Raw genomic sequence first — 19,474 nt, 5'->3', positions numbered from 1 at the left:
TCTAGGATTTGTTAGTCTAACACAAACATATCAAATGATGCATTAAATTCTAATGAACCGCCGTATACCGAACGGTACGTACGGTGGTGTGAGAGGTCGGTAGATAAAATAATTATCTACCTCCTACTCGATTGTTAAATTATCTATATCTTAAATTAATAGATTCTAAGTCTCTACTGGAATTGAAAAAAATATTCAAGTGAAGCTGAAAAATATCCCTTAGTAGCTAATAAGAGTTCTATAAAAATAGAAAGTAAGGATGCTACTAAGGGATAAAAACAAACTTTATACAATTTTGGGAGTGAATAAAGTATTTGCAGCATTTTAAAAAAACATAATTCGACACCTATATACAACATTTAACTTTTAATTAAGTAATGATTAGAATTATGTCTGCAAATACATGATAACATATAACGATATTAAAAATCAATATCAAAATGTAAGACGCGATAATATTTAAATCAAATTTAAACGTGTATATAACTAATAAAAAGAATGACTTAATCAGGGGGATGATTAAGTCATTCTTAAAATAGTACATTATCTATTTTTGGGGGATAAATAATGTTTTATTAATTTATATAACTAAATTATAGGTGTATATTATGGCAGTAACATGACAAAATAATACACCTAGTTATCTTTTTAGTTTTTTATTTATATTAGAGAAAAGGGAAAGATAAATTTTATATTACATATTTTATACAATTGGACAATCTCTATTGTCTTTTGTAAAAGATATTAATAATCGTAGATAAAGTGATAGAATGTCTATAAATATATAGACAATATTATAAAAAAGATGTAATATGTATGTAGAGTTAATTGTTGGAAGGAGATTAATATATATGGATATAAAGACAAATGAAATATTTTGGAATGCAAATATGGAGGAAGTAAAAAGTGGATTTATAGAGAGAGAGAAAGAATACAAATGTATTATTTGTGAAAAAGAATTTGAAAAAGGACGTATTTATGAGGTTAGATCAGCATTGTATGAGGCTAAGAAGGCTATAGAGATGCATATAGAAGATAGTCATGGTTCAGTGCTTAATTATCTTTTGGGAATGAATTCAACTTTTTTAGGAGTTTCTGATATCCAAAAGGAGGTAATATCATTAATTTCTGAAGGGTTATCAGATAAAGAAGTTGCAGAAAAAATGGGAGTGGCCCAATCAACTGTCAGAAATCATAAGTACAAGTTAAGAGAAAAAGAAAAGCAAGCAAGAATATTTTTAACTATGATGGATCTATTAGCTGAAAATACTAATAGGAAGATTAATAAACTTGATAAAGAAGTTATTTGTGATGCACATAAAACAGCAACCATTTTAGATGATAGATTTAATATAACAGATAAAGAAAAAATGGAGACTATAAAAAATTATATGGATGAGAATGGAGCTTTGAAAAGTTATCCAGCCAAGGCTAAGAAAAAAGTTATTGTACTTGAGGAAATAGTGAGAAATTTTTCAAAGGGGAAAATTTATTCGGAAAAGGAAATTAACAGAATTTTAAAGAGAATATATTCAGATTACGCCAGTTTAAGAAGGGCTTTAATAGAGTATGGATATGTTGAAAGAACTAATGATTGTAAAAGCTATTGGGTAAAGGAGTAAAATTGTGAAAAAAAGTAAAAATATATGGATGTATTTTGGAGGTAGGTTTGTATCGTTAATAGGCAGCGGAATTCAAAGCATAGCATTACCATTGTTTATATTAGATTTAACTGGATCTGGAACATTAATGGGGATGTTTTCAATACTGACACTTGTGCCAGCATTAATTACATCACCTTTTTCAGGAATACTTGGGGATAGAAAAAATAGAAAAAATATAATGGTAACAATGGATTTATGCAGGGGAGTATTAATTTGTCTTTTTGGAATATTTGCTATGATGGGAACTCTTAATATTTTTATTTTATTTTCTTTACAGGTATTCATATCAATTATGGACAGCCTATTTGATGCATCTTCTGCTGCGCTTATGCCAGATTTAATATCTAGAGAAGAACTTATAGAAGCAAATTCTGCTAAAGGAGGATTTGATGCAGCAGCTAATATTTTAGGGCCTGCATTAGGGGGAGTTATCTACGGTATTTGGGGAATAAAAATGGTATTCTTAATTAATGGACTTTCCTTTTTATCATCAGCAATGTTTTCTCTGCTTATTACTTATAGAAGGAAAGTAGTTGAAAAGGAAAAAATTAATACCAAGTTATTTTTAAGTGAAAACTTAGAAGTTCTAAAGTTCATAGTGAGAAAAAAGGGATTACTTCAATTGTTCAGTTTTGCTATGACCTCTAATTTTTTACTTGTTCCATTATTTGATATACTAATGCCTTATACATTAAAAAAAGAAATTGGATTTGCGTCAGAGCAGTATGGATATATAATTTGTTTCTTTACAACAGGTATATTGTTTGGGAATATTGCTATTTCAGCATATTTTAAAAGATTAGGACTTAAAAGACTTATGAAACTTGGACTTATGATAGAAACAGCTATAACCTTAATAGTATGTGCTTTAATTTTCCCTAAGTCAGTTGAGATTTATGGAGGGGCAACATTCGCGTTATTTCTATCTATATCAATTTGTTGCATAGGAATGGGATTTTTTAATGCTTTTGTTAATACTCCTATTTCAACAAATCTTCAAAACCTTGTTCCACCGGGGATGCGATCAAGATTTTTTTCAATACTTGGTATGTTTTCTAGAGGTGCTATACCTATAGGATCTTTTATTTTTGGGGTATTGCTTGATGCAATGAAATATTATAATATTTTTACTATTGTAAATTTATTATCAATTTTGGTTACAGGGATTTTTTTAATAAAAGCTTGTGATGAAGCATATGAAGCAAAAGAATAGAATGAAGGGATGTCAATTAATTTTTGATATCCTTTTATTATTATATAGTATTTTAATATTAGAGTTTCTTAATTATGTGGTGTTGTTATTTTTAGATAAAATTCAACATAATACTGGCGGTATTGAATGCAAAAAAATCTGTTATCATGTTATTTTGTGTTGACAAACAATATTTAAACTTGTATATTTTAACTGTGAAGTAAATATGTAGAAAAAAGGGGGGCTGAAGTTGAAAAAAACTTATTTGTCAAAAAATTCGATTGTATTAATAATTTCAATTTTTATGCTTTTAAGTGGTGCTTATAATACTAGTGCAGTCACAGAAGATAAAAGAAATGCACTAGGTTATGTTGATTATAAGTATGATTTTGGAGGAGATGAAAATAAGGATTATATATCTATTATGCCTAAAGATGTAAACGGTGTCTCGAAGGTTGTTCGCAGGGAAAATTCAAAAGAGTCAGCTTTAGTTGGAGATTTTTCATTTAGTCAGAAACTTGATAATGGGGAATATAATGTTACAGTAATAGGCCCTAAAAAACATTTAGAGGTTAAGGCTGAAGGTGACACTATGTATAAAGGTTCAGGGAGTGAAAATAAAAAATATCTAGAAGTCACTCATAAAGTATTAGTTAAGGATGGTAAACTGGATTTAGACTTTAATGGAGAGGTAAGTATTGTAGAAGTATCAAAGTTGCTTAAATTTAATTTAGGAACAGAGAATAAATTAGATGATTATGCTAGTGCTTCTTCAACAACTAAATACTCAAAGGAGCTTGGTTATGGTTTTAATAATATTGAACAGATTAGAGATGTAAAATCTTCTGGTGATGGAGTTTGTTCAAATGCCGTAGAATTTTTAAATAGCGGGGTAACTAGTAAAAATACTTTTAATATTGATGTGCCAAGTGGAAGATATAAGATAAAAGTTATTGCAGGAGATATTTTCAGAATGAGTGTTGCCGCAGAAGGTTACTTTGCTGTTATGAATATGACTGGTAACAATGCGGTAAGTGAGTTTGAGATTCCTGTTACAGATGGTCAGTTAAATATATTGGGCACAGCGGGAAAAGAAGGTACAAGTTTTTCTATTAGTGCTATTGAAGTGTCGAAAATAAGTGATGATTTAGAACCTAATCATACTATTTTTGTTGGTGGAGATTCAACAGTTACAGCTTATTATCCTTTAGTGGCTCCTATGGTTCCAAAAACTCAAGGGGGATGGGGACAGATGCTTGAAAAATATCTCCCAGATAATTTTCGAGTACATAACTATGCAACAGGAGGTCAGTTTGCTAAAGGATTTTTAATAAGTGGACAATTTGATGCAGTAGAACATTATATTAAACCAGGTGATTACTATTTGGTTGCTTTTGGAATTAATGATACTAATTATTCAAATGAGGAAGAATATAAAGCTAGTATTATAGAGATGTTAAGAAGAGTAAAAGAAAAAGGAGCTATACCAATTTTAGTAACCGGTCAAGGCCGTGCAAGTGATTTTGATGAAAATAATGTTCATCATAGGGAAAATAGATGGTTTAAAACTATTACAATGGAAATAGCGAAAGTAGAGGACGTTCAATTTATAGACTTGAACAATATGAGCTCAGCATATTTCACAGAAATAGGACAAGAAAATACTAATGCTCTTTATTGGGTACATAGTGATGGCAAGCTAGATACTCTTCATCCTAATAGAACTGGAGCAGGTCAACTTGCAAGACTAATTGTAGAGGAATTGATGAATAAGAATGTAGACGGGTTGGAAAATTCTAAGATACTTCCTTATGGTACAAGTAATGACTTAATTTTGAAAAGTGATAGGGCAAAGATAACTAGGAATAAGAATAAAGGTACAATTACAGCAAGTGTTAATGTTCAAAATCTACGTAGTTTAGACACTAAGGTGACAGTTTCATTAAAACTTTGCAATAAAAATACAAGTGAAGTTATTTTAGAAGAAAAGAAAGAATTTGTTTTGCCAGCATTTGACCCTTCTAAGCCCACTGATAGAAGCAATTTGAAGGTAATGTCAAAGGTTAGTGATGCAAATTTAGAAGCTAAATTACTTATTGACGATGGAGTATCTATAATAGATTGCCAAGGCAATGTAAATAACAAATATAATAATCCAATGGATATATCAAATCAAATGTTTATTTCACGAGTTAATTAGTGCATTTTAAGATGAAATTCTTTAAAATGACACAATAAGAATGTAAAATAAGATGAATAGGTAAACGACATATTAAACGTATTAAACATGAAAAAGTATTTTAAGGAGGATGAGAAGCCCACAGATAAGCTTTGTTTGGATTTCTAGGGAAGGACATAATGAGGGGAATTAAATTACTTTACAGGTTAATACAATATGAACTGTCTAAAAGAAAATTTCAAATTTCTACTTAGACAGTTCATTTTTTATAAAAATTATAGTTATTTTAGTTCTCCGTGATATAATCTTTTCTTTTTAATTTCTATTCCAAATTCTCGTTCATATATTCTAACGGCTGCTTTTTCTTTTGAAGTTACTAATGAAATTGTGCATCCGGAATTTTTACCACGAGCAGTTCTGCCAGCTCTATGTAGATATTCATTAGCATTAGAAGGAAAATCTAAATTAATGATATGGGTTATGCCTTCTATATCTAATCCTCTTGCTGAAATATCTGAAGAAACGAGGATGTTTATTTTGCCATTTCTAAAACTTTCAATAGCATTTTGTCTTTGCTCTTTACTAATGCCTTTATGAATAGCAAAAGCAGCCTTGTTATGAAAATTTAATTTGTCAGATATCATATTAATTTCGTAACCTTTATTTACAAATATCAAGGCTTTATCTGGGTTTGTAGCAACTATGAGTTTTCGTAATGTTTCAAATTTATCCCTTGGATCTACTTCTATAAAAATATGTTCTATATTTGGATTTAAAGATACTGTTTTATTACTTTTAAATACTACAGCTTCATTCATAAGTTCCTTAGCAGTAGATAAGGTGCTTGCGTTTATGGTAGCAGAAAATACCATGAGTTGTCTATCTTTCATAGTAGTTTTAATTACATCCTTAACCATTGCAGAACTAGTGTTGTCCAGAAGATTATCAGCTTCATCGATAACTATAGTTTTAATAGTATGAGCGGTTATTTTCTTCTTCTTCTTTATTAAGTCAAGAATTCTACCAGTTGAACCAACTATTATATGTGGTTTGTTTTCCTTAAGTTTTTTAATTTGCTTATCGATGTTAACATCTCCGATTATAGATAATGAAGTAACAGGAATTTCAGAGTTTTTAGCAAGCAACTTAATTTGAGCATCAATTTGCATTACAAGTTCATGAGTTGGAGCTAAAATAAGGGCTTGCATTTCTCTTTTTTCTGTATTGATTTTATGAAATAAAGGAAGAACAAATGCTAGGGTTTTCCCGCTGCCAGTATGTGCTTCGCCTATAATATCTTTATTTTTAAGAGCTTCAGGAATTGTTAAAGCTTGAATTTCTGTAGGGATATTAATGCCTTGTTTTTCTAGACCTATTATTAAATTTTTATTTAAGTTTAATTCATTAAAAGATTTCATAAATTTCTCCTTTGGTTTTTGTTTATAATAATTATTATATACATTTATATTAGAAATAACGAGGAAAATATTTTCTTATTGGTAATAGTATATAGTTTAATTTAATTATTTTTGTTATAATTAGCAGTATAGAAAGGAATGGTAGTATGGAGATTGGGAGAGTTTCGAGAAATACTATAACTCGTGATGAAGAGAGAAAAGTCGTACCAGGTAGAAGAGATTTCTCACAAAGCTTTAACCAGGCAAGGGATAGAAAATCTCAAGAACAGCTTAAAAAGATGTGTGATGATATAAGAAAAAAGGGTAATAGGCTTGTTCTAACAAAGACATATGCTGATGTTAGAATGTATAAAAAGCTTATAAAAGAGTATTTAGAATCTGTTTTGCAATTTATGTACGATACCAAAAAAGATATAAGTTTCTGGCAAACTCAATATTTTATAACCGTTGATACTGTTGATTTAAAGCTTGAGGAGCTTACGGACGCACTTCTTGGGGATGAAAAAGAGAACTTGGATATTGCAGCTACAATAGATGAAATTCAAGGATTAATAGTAGATATTTATAGATGATTTTGAAAGAGTTCTTTCTTATTTAAAGAGAGAGCTCTTTGTTTTAGTTTTTTGACTACTCTATTATCAAGATTAAGAGCTGTTTGAGTGACAACTAATCTCAATTGTAGTATCATATACTATATAAAATCCAAGGGAGGAATAATAATGAAGAAGAAATTCGCACTAATACTATCAATAATATTTGCTTTAGGAGTATTTACCCAATGTTCATCAAATGAACAGCCTAAGGAAACAAAAAACATAAAAGCAGTAGTTCCAGATGGATTAACAGCAATGGCAACAGCGAAGCTTATGAAGGAAAAACCAGAAGTAGAAAAAGGATACAATATAGAATATTCTATTGAGAAGACTCCAGAAAATATAGTTTCTGAGGTATTAAAAGGAGAAACGGATATAGCAATAGTTCCATCAAATGTAGCTGCTACACAATATAATAAAAATGCTGGTTATGTAATTGCAGGAACTATAGGATGGGGATCATTTTATTTAGTTTCTGCTAAAAGTGAGAGTTCATTAGAACAATTAAAAGGAAAAGAAATTTTTAATATTGGCAAAGGATTGACTCCAGATCTAATTACTAAAATAGTTCTAAAAGAAAAAGGATATAATATAGAGTCAGATTTCAATTTTTCATATGTTAATGGTGTTACAGAACTTACACCAGCCATAATGGCTGGAAAGGCAAATTATGCTGTTGTCCCAGAACCAGCATTATCACAAGTATTAAGTAAGAAGCAAGATACTAAAATACTGATGGACTTTAATGAAGAATGGAAGAAGGCATATAACTCGGAATATGGTTTTCCACAATCAACTTTAATAGTGAAGAAGGATTTGGTTGAACAGGATAATAAATTTATCCAAGAGTTTTTAAATAAATTAGAAGAAAGCTGTAAATTTGCTTCTGACAACAATTATGACTTACCATCATATTGTGAGGAAATTGGAGTGTCTGTTAATAAGGATATGGTTTCAAAAGCTGTGGAAAAGGCAAATATAAAGTATGTATCAATTAAGGATTCATATAAAGAATATAATACTTATTTTAATAAATTGAATGATTTAGATCCTAAGACTATAGGAGGAAAGGTTCCAGATGAAGGAGTTTACATGGAAAAATAAAATACAGGGAATAATAGCTTGTATAGTATTAATCATTCTGTGGGAGATAATAGCAATAAAAATGAATAATGAAATATATCTTCCAAGAGTTGAGAATGTATTGTTTTCCATAAAGGAAATCTTAGTTAAAGATGATTTCTTTAAAAATATTTTATTTAGTCTTAGCAGGACTTTAATTAGTTTTCTTATAGCTTTAATTTTAGCTATAGTGTTTGGGGTGCTATCTTTGATGTACCCCGTTTTTAAAAGTTTTCTAAAGCCATTAAATTCAATAGGTAAAACTATACCGACAATGGTTTTGATTGTGCTTGCACTTATTTGGTTCAAGAAAGAAGAGGCACCTTTTATAGTAAGTTTTTTTATAGTATTTCCTATACTCTATGAAGGTGTCATAAGCTCAATCAATAATATAAATAAAGAACTTATGGATATGTGTAAAGTTTATAAGATTTCAACATGGCAAAAGGTTAAGAAAATATATATGCCAGTTATAGGGTTTTATATTACAGGAATTTTAATGTCTACATTTTCTCTAGCATTTAAAGTTATAATAGCAGGCGAAGTTTATGGTGAGCCTAAATATGGCGTAGGCTCATCAATTCAAGTTGAAAAGATGAATTTTAACACAAATGCAATTTTTGCATGGGTTATAATTATAGCTATATTATCTGTATCGTTTGATTTGTTAAACAAATTAGTCATTAAAAAAGTTTATAGGTGGAAACATGAAGATAGAAATTAAAAATTTATGTAAGTCCTTTGGGGATAGAATAGTATTTGATAATTTTAATATTTCTTTTACTTCTGAAAGTGTAAATTCAATAATTGGTGAATCTGGTGGTGGGAAGAGTACTCTTCTTAATATATTATCAGGATTACTTAAAAAAGATTCAGGAGAGATAGTTGGAATTAATGAAGATGATATAAGTTATATATTTCAGGAAGATAGATTAGTTCCTTGGCTTAACATTAAAGAAAATATGGAATTGTTTATATATGATTATTTTTCAAAGGATGAAGGGGTGAAGAAAATAAATGAGACCTTTAAACTCTTGCATTTAGAAAATATTCAGATGAAATATCCAGAGAAATTAAGTGGGGGGATGAGGCAGAGAGTTAATATAGCAAGAGCTCTTTTAAAGCCTTCAAAATTAATTTTAATGGATGAACCATTTAAATCCCTTGATTATAAAACTAAATATTCTATAATGAAGGAATTAAAACAAATATTGAAAAAAGAAGAGAGAATGGTCATATTTGTTACTCATGATGTGGATGAGGCTATATACATGAATGGAAATATTTTTGTCTTAGGAGGAAAGCCATTTTCTATTAGAGGGGTCTTCACAGAAAAAATACAAGAAGATAAAGAGGAAATATTAAAACTTATATAGATGAAATAAATAGGAGGGGGATATATGTTTAAAAAATTTGTTAGTTTTTATAAGCCGTATAAGAAGTTGTTTTTTATTGATTTAATAGCAGCTTTGGTGGCAGCTGGTTGTGATTTGGTTTATCCAATGATGACCAAGGAGTTGGTTGATAATTCAATTCCAAATAAAGAAATGAGGATGATAATAGTATTTGCAATAACACTTATTATATTGTTTATAATAAAGGCTATATGTGGATATTTCATGCAGTACTGGGGACATGTTGTTGGAGTTAGAATGCAAGGTGATATGAGACGTGAGATATTTAACCATCTTCAAAGATTGCCAAATACATATTTCGATAATAATAAAACTGGAGATATAATGTCTAGGATTATAAATGATTTAATGGAAATATCAGAACTTGCCCACCATGGACCAGAAGATATATTTATTTCCATAGTAATGTTACTTGGATCATTTGGAATACTATGTACCATAAATATTCCTTTAACATTAATAATCTTTGCATTTATACCTATAATAGTTATATTTACGATGAAACAAAGAAAAAGAATGAATGATTCATTTCTAAAAACAAGAGTAAAGACAGGTGTAGTTAATGCTAGTTTAGAAAATAGTATTTCTGGAATTAGAGTTTCGAAAGCTTTTGTCTCTCATGAGTTTGAGGAAGCTAAGTTTGAAGAAGGAAATAAAAATTTCATAAATGCTAGAGAAAAGGCCTATAAGGTTATGGCAGAATATTTTTCAGGAGCAACTTTCTCTATAGATATTTTAAACTATGTTGCATTAATAATCGGTGGATTATTTACATTTAATAATATAATAGGATTAGGCGACTTTTTTGCTTATTTATTATATATAAAAATATTCACTGATCCTATTAAGAAGTTAATTAATTTTATGGAACAATTCCAAAGTGGTATGACAGGTTTTCAAAGATATATGGAAATCCTAAGTGAAGATAGGGAAAAAGAGAAAAAAGGAGCTAAAGATTTAGTAGATGTTAAAGGACAAATAACGTTTAAAGATGCTGAATTCAGTTATGAGGATAATAAAATTTTAGGTGGATTATCTTTAAATATTGAAGAAGGTAAGATGCTTGCATTGGTAGGCCCATCAGGCGGAGGAAAATCAACTTTTTGTAACTTAATACCTAGATTCTATGATTTGGACAAGGGTGACATACTTATAGATAATAAAAGTATTTATGATATTACAATTAAGTCATTGCGTGAAAATATAGGTATAGTGCAGCAAGAGGTTTTCTTATTTACAGGAACAATTAAAGAAAACATAATGTATGGAAATTTTGAGGCGAGTGATGAGGAAGTTTATGAAGCTGCTAAAAGAGCTAATATTCATGAATTCATATTAAGTCTTGATGAAGGATATGATACTTATATAGGTGAAAGAGGAGTTAAGCTTTCAGGTGGACAGAAACAAAGAATTTCTATTGCTAGAGTATTTTTAAAGAATCCTCCTATTCTTATTTTAGATGAAGCGACTTCGGCTCTTGATAATACTACAGAATATTATATTAAGAAATCTTTAGATGAATTATGTAAAGGTAGAACTACTATTGTAGTTGCACATAGATTATCTACTATTAGAAATGCAGATGAAATCATTGTGCTTACTGATAAAGGAATTGAGGAAAAAGGAACACATGAAGAACTTATGAAGTTAGGTGGAATATATAAGGAATTGCATAATTTCGTTAAGAATTAGAAAGAATAATATTATTGGAAATTTATAATATAGAAAAAAGCAGATGACTCTAAGCCATCTGCTTTTTTCTATAAATGATATGAACTATATTCTGAAGATTAAATCAGAATAAGTTGGTATTGGCCAGTAATTTTCTCCAACTAACACTTCAAGACCATCACAAGCGGCTCTTGTAGCTTCCATAGCAGGAATTACTTCTGATTTATAGAAGTTTGCATTATCATATGCATCTTTACGTTCTTCTGCTTTAGTCAGTAAAGTGTTTAACTTTTCAACTTCTTCATATAGCTTGTTTGCAAATGTAGAAACTTGAGTTAAAGTACCCTTTTCCATATCGCAGCTAGTACTTAAGCCAACTGACTTCTTGCTAATAATAGTATCACTCAATTCTTTCATGAATGAAGTTACTGCAGGTAGAATTTGTCTTCTAACCATATCAACAGTAGTTAAAGCTTCGATGTTAAGTACTTTAGAATATTCTTCTAGAAGTATTTCATATCTTGAGTGCATTTCAACATTTGTGAAAATATTGTGCTTTTCGAATAAAGCTATATTTTTCTCATCTACAAAATGAGGAAGAGCATCTACTGTAGTTTTAAGATTCAATAAACCTCTTTTTTCAGCTTCTTCAACCCATTCGTCAGAATAGTTATTTCCATTAAATATAATTCTCTTATGCTTTTGTATAGTAGATTTTATTAAATCATCTAAAGCGGTCTTAAAATCAGGAGCTGCTTCAAGAGTATCAGCAAATTGTTCTAAAGCTTCTGCAGCTATAGTGTTTAAAACTATGTTAGGACCAGATACTGAGAAAGTTGAACCTAACATTCTAAATTCAAATTTATTACCTGTAAATGCAAATGGTGAAGTTCTATTTCTATCAGTAGTATCTTTTGTAAATTTAGGAATTATATCAACTCCAAGTTCCATTTTAGTAGCTTTCTCTGAAGCGTAAACAGAACTGTTTTCTATTGATTCTAGAACTGCTTCTAAATGATCACCTAGGAATATTGATACTATAGCAGGTGGAGCTTCATTTGCACCTAATCTATGATCATTTCCAGCGTTAGCAACAGAAATTCTTAATAAATCTTGATATTCATCAACTGCCTTTATTACAGCACAAAGGAAAGTTAAGAATTGTACATTATCTTCAGGTTTCTTACCTGGGTCTAATAAATTTTCTCCAAGGTCTGTAGAAAGAGACCAGTTATTATGCTTACCAGAACCATTGATTCCTTCAAATGGTTTCTCATGTAAAAGGCAAACTAAACCATGTTTATCAGCTATTTTTTTCATAAGTTCCATTGTTAATTGGTTGTGGTCTGCAGAAATATTTGTAGAAGCAAATATTGGAGCTAATTCATGTTGAGCTGGAGCAACTTCGTTATGCTTTGTTTTAGCTAATACACCAAGTTTCCATAATTCTCTATCTAAATCTTCCATGTATGCAGCTACTCTTGTTTTTATATTTCCAAAGTAGTGATCTTCTAATTCTTGACCTTTAGGAGCTTTAGCACCTAAAAGAGTTCTTCCAGTTAACATTAAGTCTAGTCTTTTTGAGTAGTATTCTTTGTCTACTAGGAAATATTCTTGTTCAGGACCAACAGTGGTAGTTACTCTCTTAACATTATCTTTTCCAAATAACTTTAATATTCTTAAAGCTTGTTTGTTTAGTGCTTCCATTGAACGAAGTAAAGGAGTCTTTTTATCTAATACTTCACCTGTATATGACATAAATACTGTAGGTATACATAATATATTATCTTTTATAAATGCATAAGATGTAGGATCCCAAGCAGTATATCCTCTTGCTTCAAAAGTAGCTCTTAATCCACCAGATGGGAAACTAGATGCATCTGGTTCACCTTTTATTAATTCTTTGCCAGAGAACTCCATTATTATATTTCCATCAGCAGTAGGTTGAATAAATGCATCATGCTTTTCAGCAGTTATTCCTGTCATTGGTTGGAACCAGTGAGTGAAATGTGTAACACCTTTTTCTAAAGCCCAATCTTTCATTGCATTAGCTATAACATTAGCTATTTCAAGATTAAGTTCGGAATTATTTTCAATAGCTTTTTTTAAATCCTTATAAGTTTGCTTAGGTAAGCGTTCTTTCATAGTATTTTCATTGAATACCATACTTCCAAATAAATTTGGTACATAGTTCTTATTATCCATCAAGATTCCTCCTTAATAAAAAAGGGCGCTGTACACCTAGTAGTGTACAGCGCCCTTGCTGTTAATAACATTATATAATTCAAATTGCTAAAATGCAATAGAATTAAAAAAAATATTGACAAAAAATTAGGTTTTTAATAAAATTGTTATATGAACAATGGGGTTCTATAAATTACGCTTTTTGGGAGTGTTTATTAGTAGACCAGTTTTTTAATTGATTTTAAATAGATTGTGGTTATTTTTTTGAGCAACTAAAATTTTTAGTTGCTTATTTTATTTTAGATGATACAATTATGAAAGAAAATTATACTTAAACATACTTGGAGTTACCATTATTAATGGTATAATAATAAATGATAAAAGCTGGCAAAGTATTTTGAAGTGTGTTATTTAGAGCTTTGAGTTAAGAAAACTCTAATAAAAATAAAGAAATAAGGAGGTAGTTACATGGATCAAACAATTGCTGAAATATTAAGATTTATTGAAGAGAATGACATTAAATTTATAAAGTTACAATTTTGTGATGTCTGTGGAGAGTTGAAAAGTATATCTATAATGGCATCTCAATTAGAGAGGGCTTTTCTTCATGGAATATGTTTTGATGCGTCATCGATAAAGGGATTTCTAAATATAGAAGAGTCAGATTTGTTTTTGTTCCCTGATCCTTCAACATTGGCAATACTTCCTTGGAGACCTCAAGAAGGAAGAGTTGCTAGATTTTTTTGTGATATAAGAACTCCAGAAGGGGAAATCTTTAAAGGTGATTGTAGAAATATATTAAAGAAAGCTGTACAAGAGCTTTGGGAATTAGGTTATACAGCTAAGGTTGGTCCAGAATGTGAGTTTTATTTATTTAAGACTGATGACGAAGGAGAACCTATATTGATTCCCCATGATGGTGCAGGATATTTTGAAGTAGCACCTTTTGATAAGGGTGAAAATATTAGAAGAGAAATTTGTTTAACATTAGAAGAGATGGGGTTAACTCCAGAAAGTTCTCATCATGAATCAGGGCCTGGTCAAAATGAGATTGACTTTATGCATGATAATGCTTTAAGTTCAGCAGATAATTTTATAACATTTAAGAATGTTATAAAAACAATAGCAAGTCTAAATGGACTTCATGCTAGCTTTATGCCAAAACCTTTGCTTAATAAGAGCGGTTCAGGTCTTCATATTAATCTATCTATATCTAAGGAAGATAAAAATCTATTTCATAATGATGGAGTGCATAATAAGGTGGCAGAAGGGTTTATAGCTGGAATAATGTATAGGATTAAGGAAATTACTGCAGTATTAAATCCTACAATCAATTCGTACAAAAGATTTGGTTCTTTTGAAGCCCCTAAGTATGTAACGTGGTCTCACAAAAACAGATCCCAATTAATTAGAATACCAGCTTCAAGAGGAGAGTATAGTAGAATGGAACTAAGAAGTCCAGATAGTACTTGCAATCCATATATAGCATTTTCTCTTTTAATTTATGCTGGAATGGAAGGTATTAAAAAGAGAAGAGTTCTTCCAGATGCTGTTGAAGGAAATCTTTATAGTAATGTAGATAATATAGAAGTTGATAAATTTGATAAATTACCTTCAAATCTTAATGAAGCTCTTCATATAATGAAAAATAGTGATTTTGTTAAAGAAGTGCTAGGAGAATTTGTATATAATAAATTCTTAAAAATTAAACTTAAAGAATGGTCAGATTATGAAAGTAAATGTACAGTTCACGATGAAGTAAGTGAATGGGAGATTAGTAATTATTTTTATAGACTTTAATTAAAATTTTGAGTTTGGGAGGTGTTATATGGATAAAATACTATTAGTGTGTAGTTCAGATAAAGGAACAAAGGTATATACTGAAAATCTAAAGAGTATGGGGTATGTCCATATTGACACTGAAGGGAATAGTGGATCAGCTAGAAGAAGATTAATACATGAAAACTATAGCATAATAATAGTAGATACACCTCTTAAAGATGAATTTGGTAGTGATTTTGCTATCAAGTTGTCTAGAAGTGGTAGCAGTGGTGTTATCTTAGTTGTAAAGTCAGAAAATGCTGATTTGGTTTCTGCTAAGGTTGAAGAGTATGGAATTTTCGTTATACCAAAGCCTTTTACTAAATCAATATTTCATCAAGGCGTAAAATTTGTTTTTACATCATTAAGGAGGTTTAGTGCTCTTAAAAATGAAAAAAATAAATTAATGCAACAAGTAGAAGATATTAAGAAAATTGATAGAGCCAAGTGTTTGCTTATTCAATATAATAATATGACAGAAGAGGAAGCACATAAATATTTGGAAAAGCAAGCTATGGATGCTAGGTTGACTAGAAGAGAAGTAGCTGATAAAATAATAAATTATTTAGGAGTGTAGTTATGGAATTTACTAAGATGCATGGAATTGGTAATGACTATCTTTATTTCAACTGTATGGAAAAAGAAATTCAAAATCCTGAAGAATTGTCTATAAAACTTAGCGATAGACATTTTGGAGTTGGAGGAGATGGTATTATTTTAATTCTTCCGTCAAAATTGGCGGATTTTAGAATGAGAATGTTTAATGCTGATGGTTCAGAAGGTAAAATGTGTGGAAATGGAGTTAGATGTATTGCTAAATATGTTTATGAAAAAGGTCTTACTAACAAAGATGTAATAACTTTAGAAACACTAGGAGGCATTAAGACACTTAAACTTTTCGTTGAAGATAATAAAGTAATGCAGGTAGAAGTTAATATGGGAAAAGCAATCTTAAATCCCAAAGATATACCTGTTTTATTAGATAAAGATATTATTGTAAATGAGAAGATTACAGTAGATAATAGAGAAGTAGGGATAACTTGTGTGTCAATGGGAAATCCTCATTGCGTTATATATATGGATAATATTGATGATTTGGAAATAGAGAAAATAGGGCCCAAATTTGAAAATCACCCTCTGTTTCCAGAAAGAATTAATACAGAATTTATACAAGTTATTGATGAGAAAACCATAAAAATGCGTGTATGGGAAAGAGGCAGTGGGGAAACTTATGCTTGTGGAACAGGCGCTTGCGCAGCAGTAGTAGCATCTGTACTAAATAAATATTGTAAGATCAATGAAGATATTACAGTAAAACTTTTGGGGGGAGATTTAAAGATAAAATATTTATCTGATGGCCTTGTTTATATGACTGGCCCAGCGGAATTTGTTTTTGAAGGAAGGATTTAATTAATTATGAATAAGAAGTATATTTTTGTAACTGGCGGTGTTGTATCAGGATTAGGAAAGGGGATAACGGCAGCTTCTTTGGGTAGATTATTAAAAAGTAGAGGATTAAAAGTAACAGCTCAAAAATTTGATCCATACATTAATATTGACCCAGGAACTATGAGCCCTTTTCAACACGGAGAAGTGTTTGTAACAGATGATGGAGCAGAAACAGATTTAGACCTAGGTCATTATGAAAGATTTATAGATGAAAATCTTAACAAGTATTCTAATATAACTACAGGTAAAGTTTATTGGAATGTTTTAAATAAGGAAAGAAAAGGAGATTATCTTGGTGAAACAGTTCAAGTAATTCCTCACATTACGAACGAAATTAAAAATCAAGTATATTCAGTTGGGGATGTTACAGATAGTGATATTATAATAACTGAAATTGGAGGTACTGTTGGTGATATAGAATCAACTCCATTTTTAGAAGCTATAAGACAGGTATCTCTTGAAGTTGGTAGAGAAAATTGTTTATTTATTCACGTTACATTAGTTCCTTATATTATGGGGTCGGATGAATTAAAATCTAAGCCAACACAACACAGTGTTAAAGAATTGCAAGGTCTTGGAATAAATCCAGATATAATCATTTGTAGATGTGATATACCTTTAAAAGAGGATATTAAGAATAAAATAGCATTATTCTGTAACGTAAAGAGAGATTGTGTTATTGAAAATAGTACAGTGCCAGTGCTTTATGAAGCACCATTAATGCTTGAAAAGAGCAATTTTTCAGAAATTGTTTGTAGAGAACTTGGTATAAAAGATACAAAATGTAAACTAGATGAATGGACAGCTTTAGTAGAAAAGATTAAAGAAGCTCAAGAAGAAATAAAGATAGGTATAATAGGAAAGTATGTACAATTACATGATGCTTATATATCAGTAGTTGAAAGTTTAAAGCATGCTGGATATGAAAATGCTGTGAATGTTACAATTGAATGGATTGACAGTGAAGAAATAACTAAAGAAACTGTTAAAGATATATTAAAAGAATGTAAGGGTATAGTAGTTCCTGGTGGATTTGGTAACAGAGGTGTAGAAGGTAAGATAGAAGCTGTTAAATATGCTAGAGAAAACAACTTACCTTTCCTTGGAATTTGTTTAGGAATGCAAGTTGCAGTTATAGAATATGGACGTAATGTTTTAGGATTCAAGCATGCAAATTCTAGAGAGTTTGATGAGATATCGAATTATCCAGTAATAGATTTAATGAACAACCAAGTTGGTGTTAAATCTAAAGGAGGAACAATGCGTTTAGGTGCATACCCTTGTAAGGTAGATAAAAATAGTAGATTATTTGAACTTTATGGTGAAGAACTTATTCAAGAAAGACATAGACATAGATTTGAGTTCAATAATGAATATAGACAACAATACATAGAAAATGGCTTAACACTAAGTGGAATTTCACCAGATGGAAGACTTGTTGAGGCGGTAGAACTTAAAGATCATAAATTCTTTGTAGGAGTTCAATATCATCCAGAGTTCTTATCTCGTCCAAATAGGCCACATCCATTATTTGTAGGATTAGTAAAAGCTGCAAAGGAGGATTAAGATGTTAAAAATTAATAAGAATTTTTTAGAGCTAGAAGATAGTTACCTATTTTCAAACATTGCTCAAAAGGTCAATAAGTTTAAAGAAGATAATCCAGATAAAAAGGTAATATCATTAGGGATTGGGGATGTCGTACTTCCTTTAAGTGCACCTGTAATTGCGGGGCTAGAGTCGGGCGTTAAAGATATGGCTTCTATAGAAACTTTTAAAGGATACGGACCAGAACAAGGCTATGCATTTTTAAGAGAAGTGCTTCAAGACTACTATAAAGAGTTTTCAGTTGATTTAGATGTAAATGAAATCTTTGTAAGTGATGGAGCTAAGAGTGATTTAGGAAATATACTAGATATTTTTGCACAAGATAATGTAGTATTAATACCTGATCCAGTTTATCCTGCATATGTAGATACAAATGTTATGGGTGGAAGAAAGATTATTTATATGGATAGTAACATAGATAATAATTTCTTAGCTTTACCTGATTATAATGTTAAGGCTGATCTTATTTATATTTGTTCGCCGAATAATCCTACCGGAGCTGTATATAATAGAGACCAACTAACTAAATGGGTAGAATATGCAAAGGAAATGAATGCAGTAATTTTATTTGATGCAGCTTATGAATCATTTATAGGAAATGATGAAATACCACATAGTATTTATGAAATTCCAGGAGCTAAAGAATGTGCTATAGAAATATGTTCTTTATCAAAGACAGCTGGATTTACAGGATTAAGATGTGGGTATACAATTGTACCTATGGATTTAAGATGTGAAGATGTTCAATTAAATAAACTTTGGCTTAGAAGACAAACTACAAAGTTTAATGGAGTTCCTTATGTAGTACAAAAGGCAGCTGCTGGAGTATTTACCAAGGAAGGTAGAGCAAAGTGTAAGGAAGTAATAGACATATATAAAAATAATGCAAATATACTTGGAGAAACTTTAAAAGAGCTTGGAATTACCTATATTGGAGGAGAAAACTCTCCATATATATGGTTAAAGTGTCCAAATAATATGTCATCTTGGGATTTCTTTGATTTATTATTAGAGAAAGCTAATATAGTAGGTACTCCAGGGGTTGGATTTGGAAAAAATGGAGAAGGATATTTCCGTCTTAGTTGTTTTGCTTTAAAGGAAAATGTTATTGAAGCAGCAGAAAGATTAAAAAAGTTGAAATTTAACTAAGTAAAAGGTTG

General features: G+C 30.2%; 15 protein-coding genes. 13 read left to right on the top strand and 2 right to left on the bottom strand.

Features of this window, described 5'->3' with window-relative positions:
• Positions 1-851: 851 nt before the first annotated feature.
• From H9661_RS02335 to H9661_RS02325, 3 genes are all read left to right on the top strand, one after another.
• Positions 852-1,622, top strand: coding sequence for a DUF2087 domain-containing protein (locus H9661_RS02335; RefSeq protein WP_191767608.1), 771 nt, complete (start codon positions 852-854; stop codon positions 1,620-1,622).
• A 4-nt stretch (positions 1,623-1,626) separates the two neighbouring features.
• Positions 1,627-2,877 carry an MFS transporter gene (locus tag H9661_RS02330; protein ID WP_143314642.1) on the top strand — a complete coding sequence of 417 codons (1,251 nt, stop codon included), beginning with the start codon at positions 1,627-1,629 and terminating at the stop codon, positions 2,875-2,877.
• Positions 2,878-3,106: 229 nt separating this feature from the next.
• Positions 3,107-5,056 carry a rhamnogalacturonan acetylesterase gene (locus H9661_RS02325; protein WP_207729615.1) on the top strand — a complete coding sequence of 650 codons (1,950 nt, stop codon included), beginning with the start codon at positions 3,107-3,109 and terminating at the stop codon, positions 5,054-5,056.
• A gap of 260 nt (positions 5,057-5,316) precedes the next feature.
• On the opposite strand, the gene H9661_RS02320 is transcribed toward H9661_RS02325, so the two are convergent.
• Entirely contained in the window at positions 5,317-6,453 is a 1,137-nt protein-coding gene (locus H9661_RS02320; protein WP_191767607.1) for a DEAD/DEAH box helicase, read from the bottom strand.
• A gap of 146 nt (positions 6,454-6,599) precedes the next feature.
• On the opposite strand from H9661_RS02320, the gene H9661_RS02315 reads away from it, so the two are divergent.
• From H9661_RS02315 to H9661_RS02295, 5 genes are all read left to right on the top strand, one after another.
• The gene (locus tag H9661_RS02315; RefSeq protein ID WP_143314640.1) at positions 6,600-7,025 is read left to right on the top strand and encodes a YaaR family protein; all 426 of its coding nucleotides are present in this window, start codon (positions 6,600-6,602) and stop codon (positions 7,023-7,025) included.
• A 147-nt stretch (positions 7,026-7,172) separates the two neighbouring features.
• Positions 7,173-8,150 (top strand): ABC transporter substrate-binding protein, encoded by a 978-nt coding sequence (locus H9661_RS02310; protein ID WP_191767606.1) that lies wholly within the window; start codon positions 7,173-7,175, stop codon positions 8,148-8,150.
• Positions 8,125-8,892 carry an ABC transporter permease gene (locus H9661_RS02305; protein ID WP_143314638.1) on the top strand — a complete coding sequence of 256 codons (768 nt, stop codon included), beginning with the start codon at positions 8,125-8,127 and terminating at the stop codon, positions 8,890-8,892. The genes H9661_RS02310 and H9661_RS02305 overlap by 26 nt, the downstream gene beginning before the upstream one ends.
• Positions 8,876-9,544: an ABC transporter ATP-binding protein gene (locus H9661_RS02300; protein ID WP_191767605.1), complete on the top strand. Its 669-nt coding sequence runs from the start codon at positions 8,876-8,878 to the stop codon at positions 9,542-9,544. Before H9661_RS02305 ends, H9661_RS02300 begins: the two co-directional genes overlap by 17 nt.
• A 24-nt stretch (positions 9,545-9,568) precedes the next feature.
• Positions 9,569-11,275 (top strand): ABC transporter ATP-binding protein, encoded by a 1,707-nt coding sequence (locus H9661_RS02295; RefSeq protein WP_191767604.1) that lies wholly within the window; start codon positions 9,569-9,571, stop codon positions 11,273-11,275.
• An 84-nt stretch (positions 11,276-11,359) separates the two neighbouring features.
• On the opposite strand, the gene H9661_RS02290 is transcribed toward H9661_RS02295, so the two are convergent.
• Positions 11,360-13,459 carry a glutamine synthetase III family protein gene (locus H9661_RS02290; RefSeq protein WP_143314635.1) on the bottom strand — a complete coding sequence of 700 codons (2,100 nt, stop codon included), beginning with the start codon at positions 13,457-13,459 and terminating at the stop codon, positions 11,360-11,362.
• A 447-nt stretch (positions 13,460-13,906) separates the two neighbouring features.
• Here H9661_RS02290 and glnA point away from each other — a divergent pair, with 447 nt between their 5' ends.
• Genes glnA through H9661_RS02265 form a run of 5 tightly spaced genes read left to right on the top strand, consistent with a single transcriptional unit; the run spans position 13,907 to position 19,463 of the window.
• The gene (glnA, locus tag H9661_RS02285) at positions 13,907-15,238 is read left to right on the top strand and encodes a type I glutamate--ammonia ligase (RefSeq protein ID WP_191767603.1); all 1,332 of its coding nucleotides are present in this window, start codon (positions 13,907-13,909) and stop codon (positions 15,236-15,238) included.
• Between the two features lie 28 nt (positions 15,239-15,266).
• On the top strand, positions 15,267-15,836 hold the full coding sequence (locus H9661_RS02280) for an ANTAR domain-containing response regulator (protein ID WP_143314633.1): 570 nt from the start codon (positions 15,267-15,269) through the stop codon (positions 15,834-15,836).
• A 2-nt stretch (positions 15,837-15,838) separates the two neighbouring features.
• Positions 15,839-16,669 carry a diaminopimelate epimerase gene (gene dapF / locus H9661_RS02275; RefSeq protein WP_191767602.1) on the top strand — a complete coding sequence of 277 codons (831 nt, stop codon included), beginning with the start codon at positions 15,839-15,841 and terminating at the stop codon, positions 16,667-16,669.
• A gap of 6 nt (positions 16,670-16,675) precedes the next feature.
• Positions 16,676-18,274: a CTP synthase gene (locus H9661_RS02270; protein WP_143314631.1), complete on the top strand. Its 1,599-nt coding sequence runs from the start codon at positions 16,676-16,678 to the stop codon at positions 18,272-18,274.
• Between the two features lies 1 nt (position 18,275).
• Positions 18,276-19,463 carry an LL-diaminopimelate aminotransferase gene (locus H9661_RS02265; protein WP_143314630.1) on the top strand — a complete coding sequence of 396 codons (1,188 nt, stop codon included), beginning with the start codon at positions 18,276-18,278 and terminating at the stop codon, positions 19,461-19,463.
• Positions 19,464-19,474 lie beyond the last annotated feature (11 nt).

Origin of the sequence: Clostridium cibarium, assembly GCF_014836335.1 — a bacterium.
Classification (GTDB): domain Bacteria; phylum Bacillota; class Clostridia; order Clostridiales; family Clostridiaceae; genus Clostridium; species Clostridium cibarium.
The sequence above is the reverse complement of the archived record's forward strand: the minus strand, read 5'-3'. Positions and strand labels throughout refer to the sequence as shown.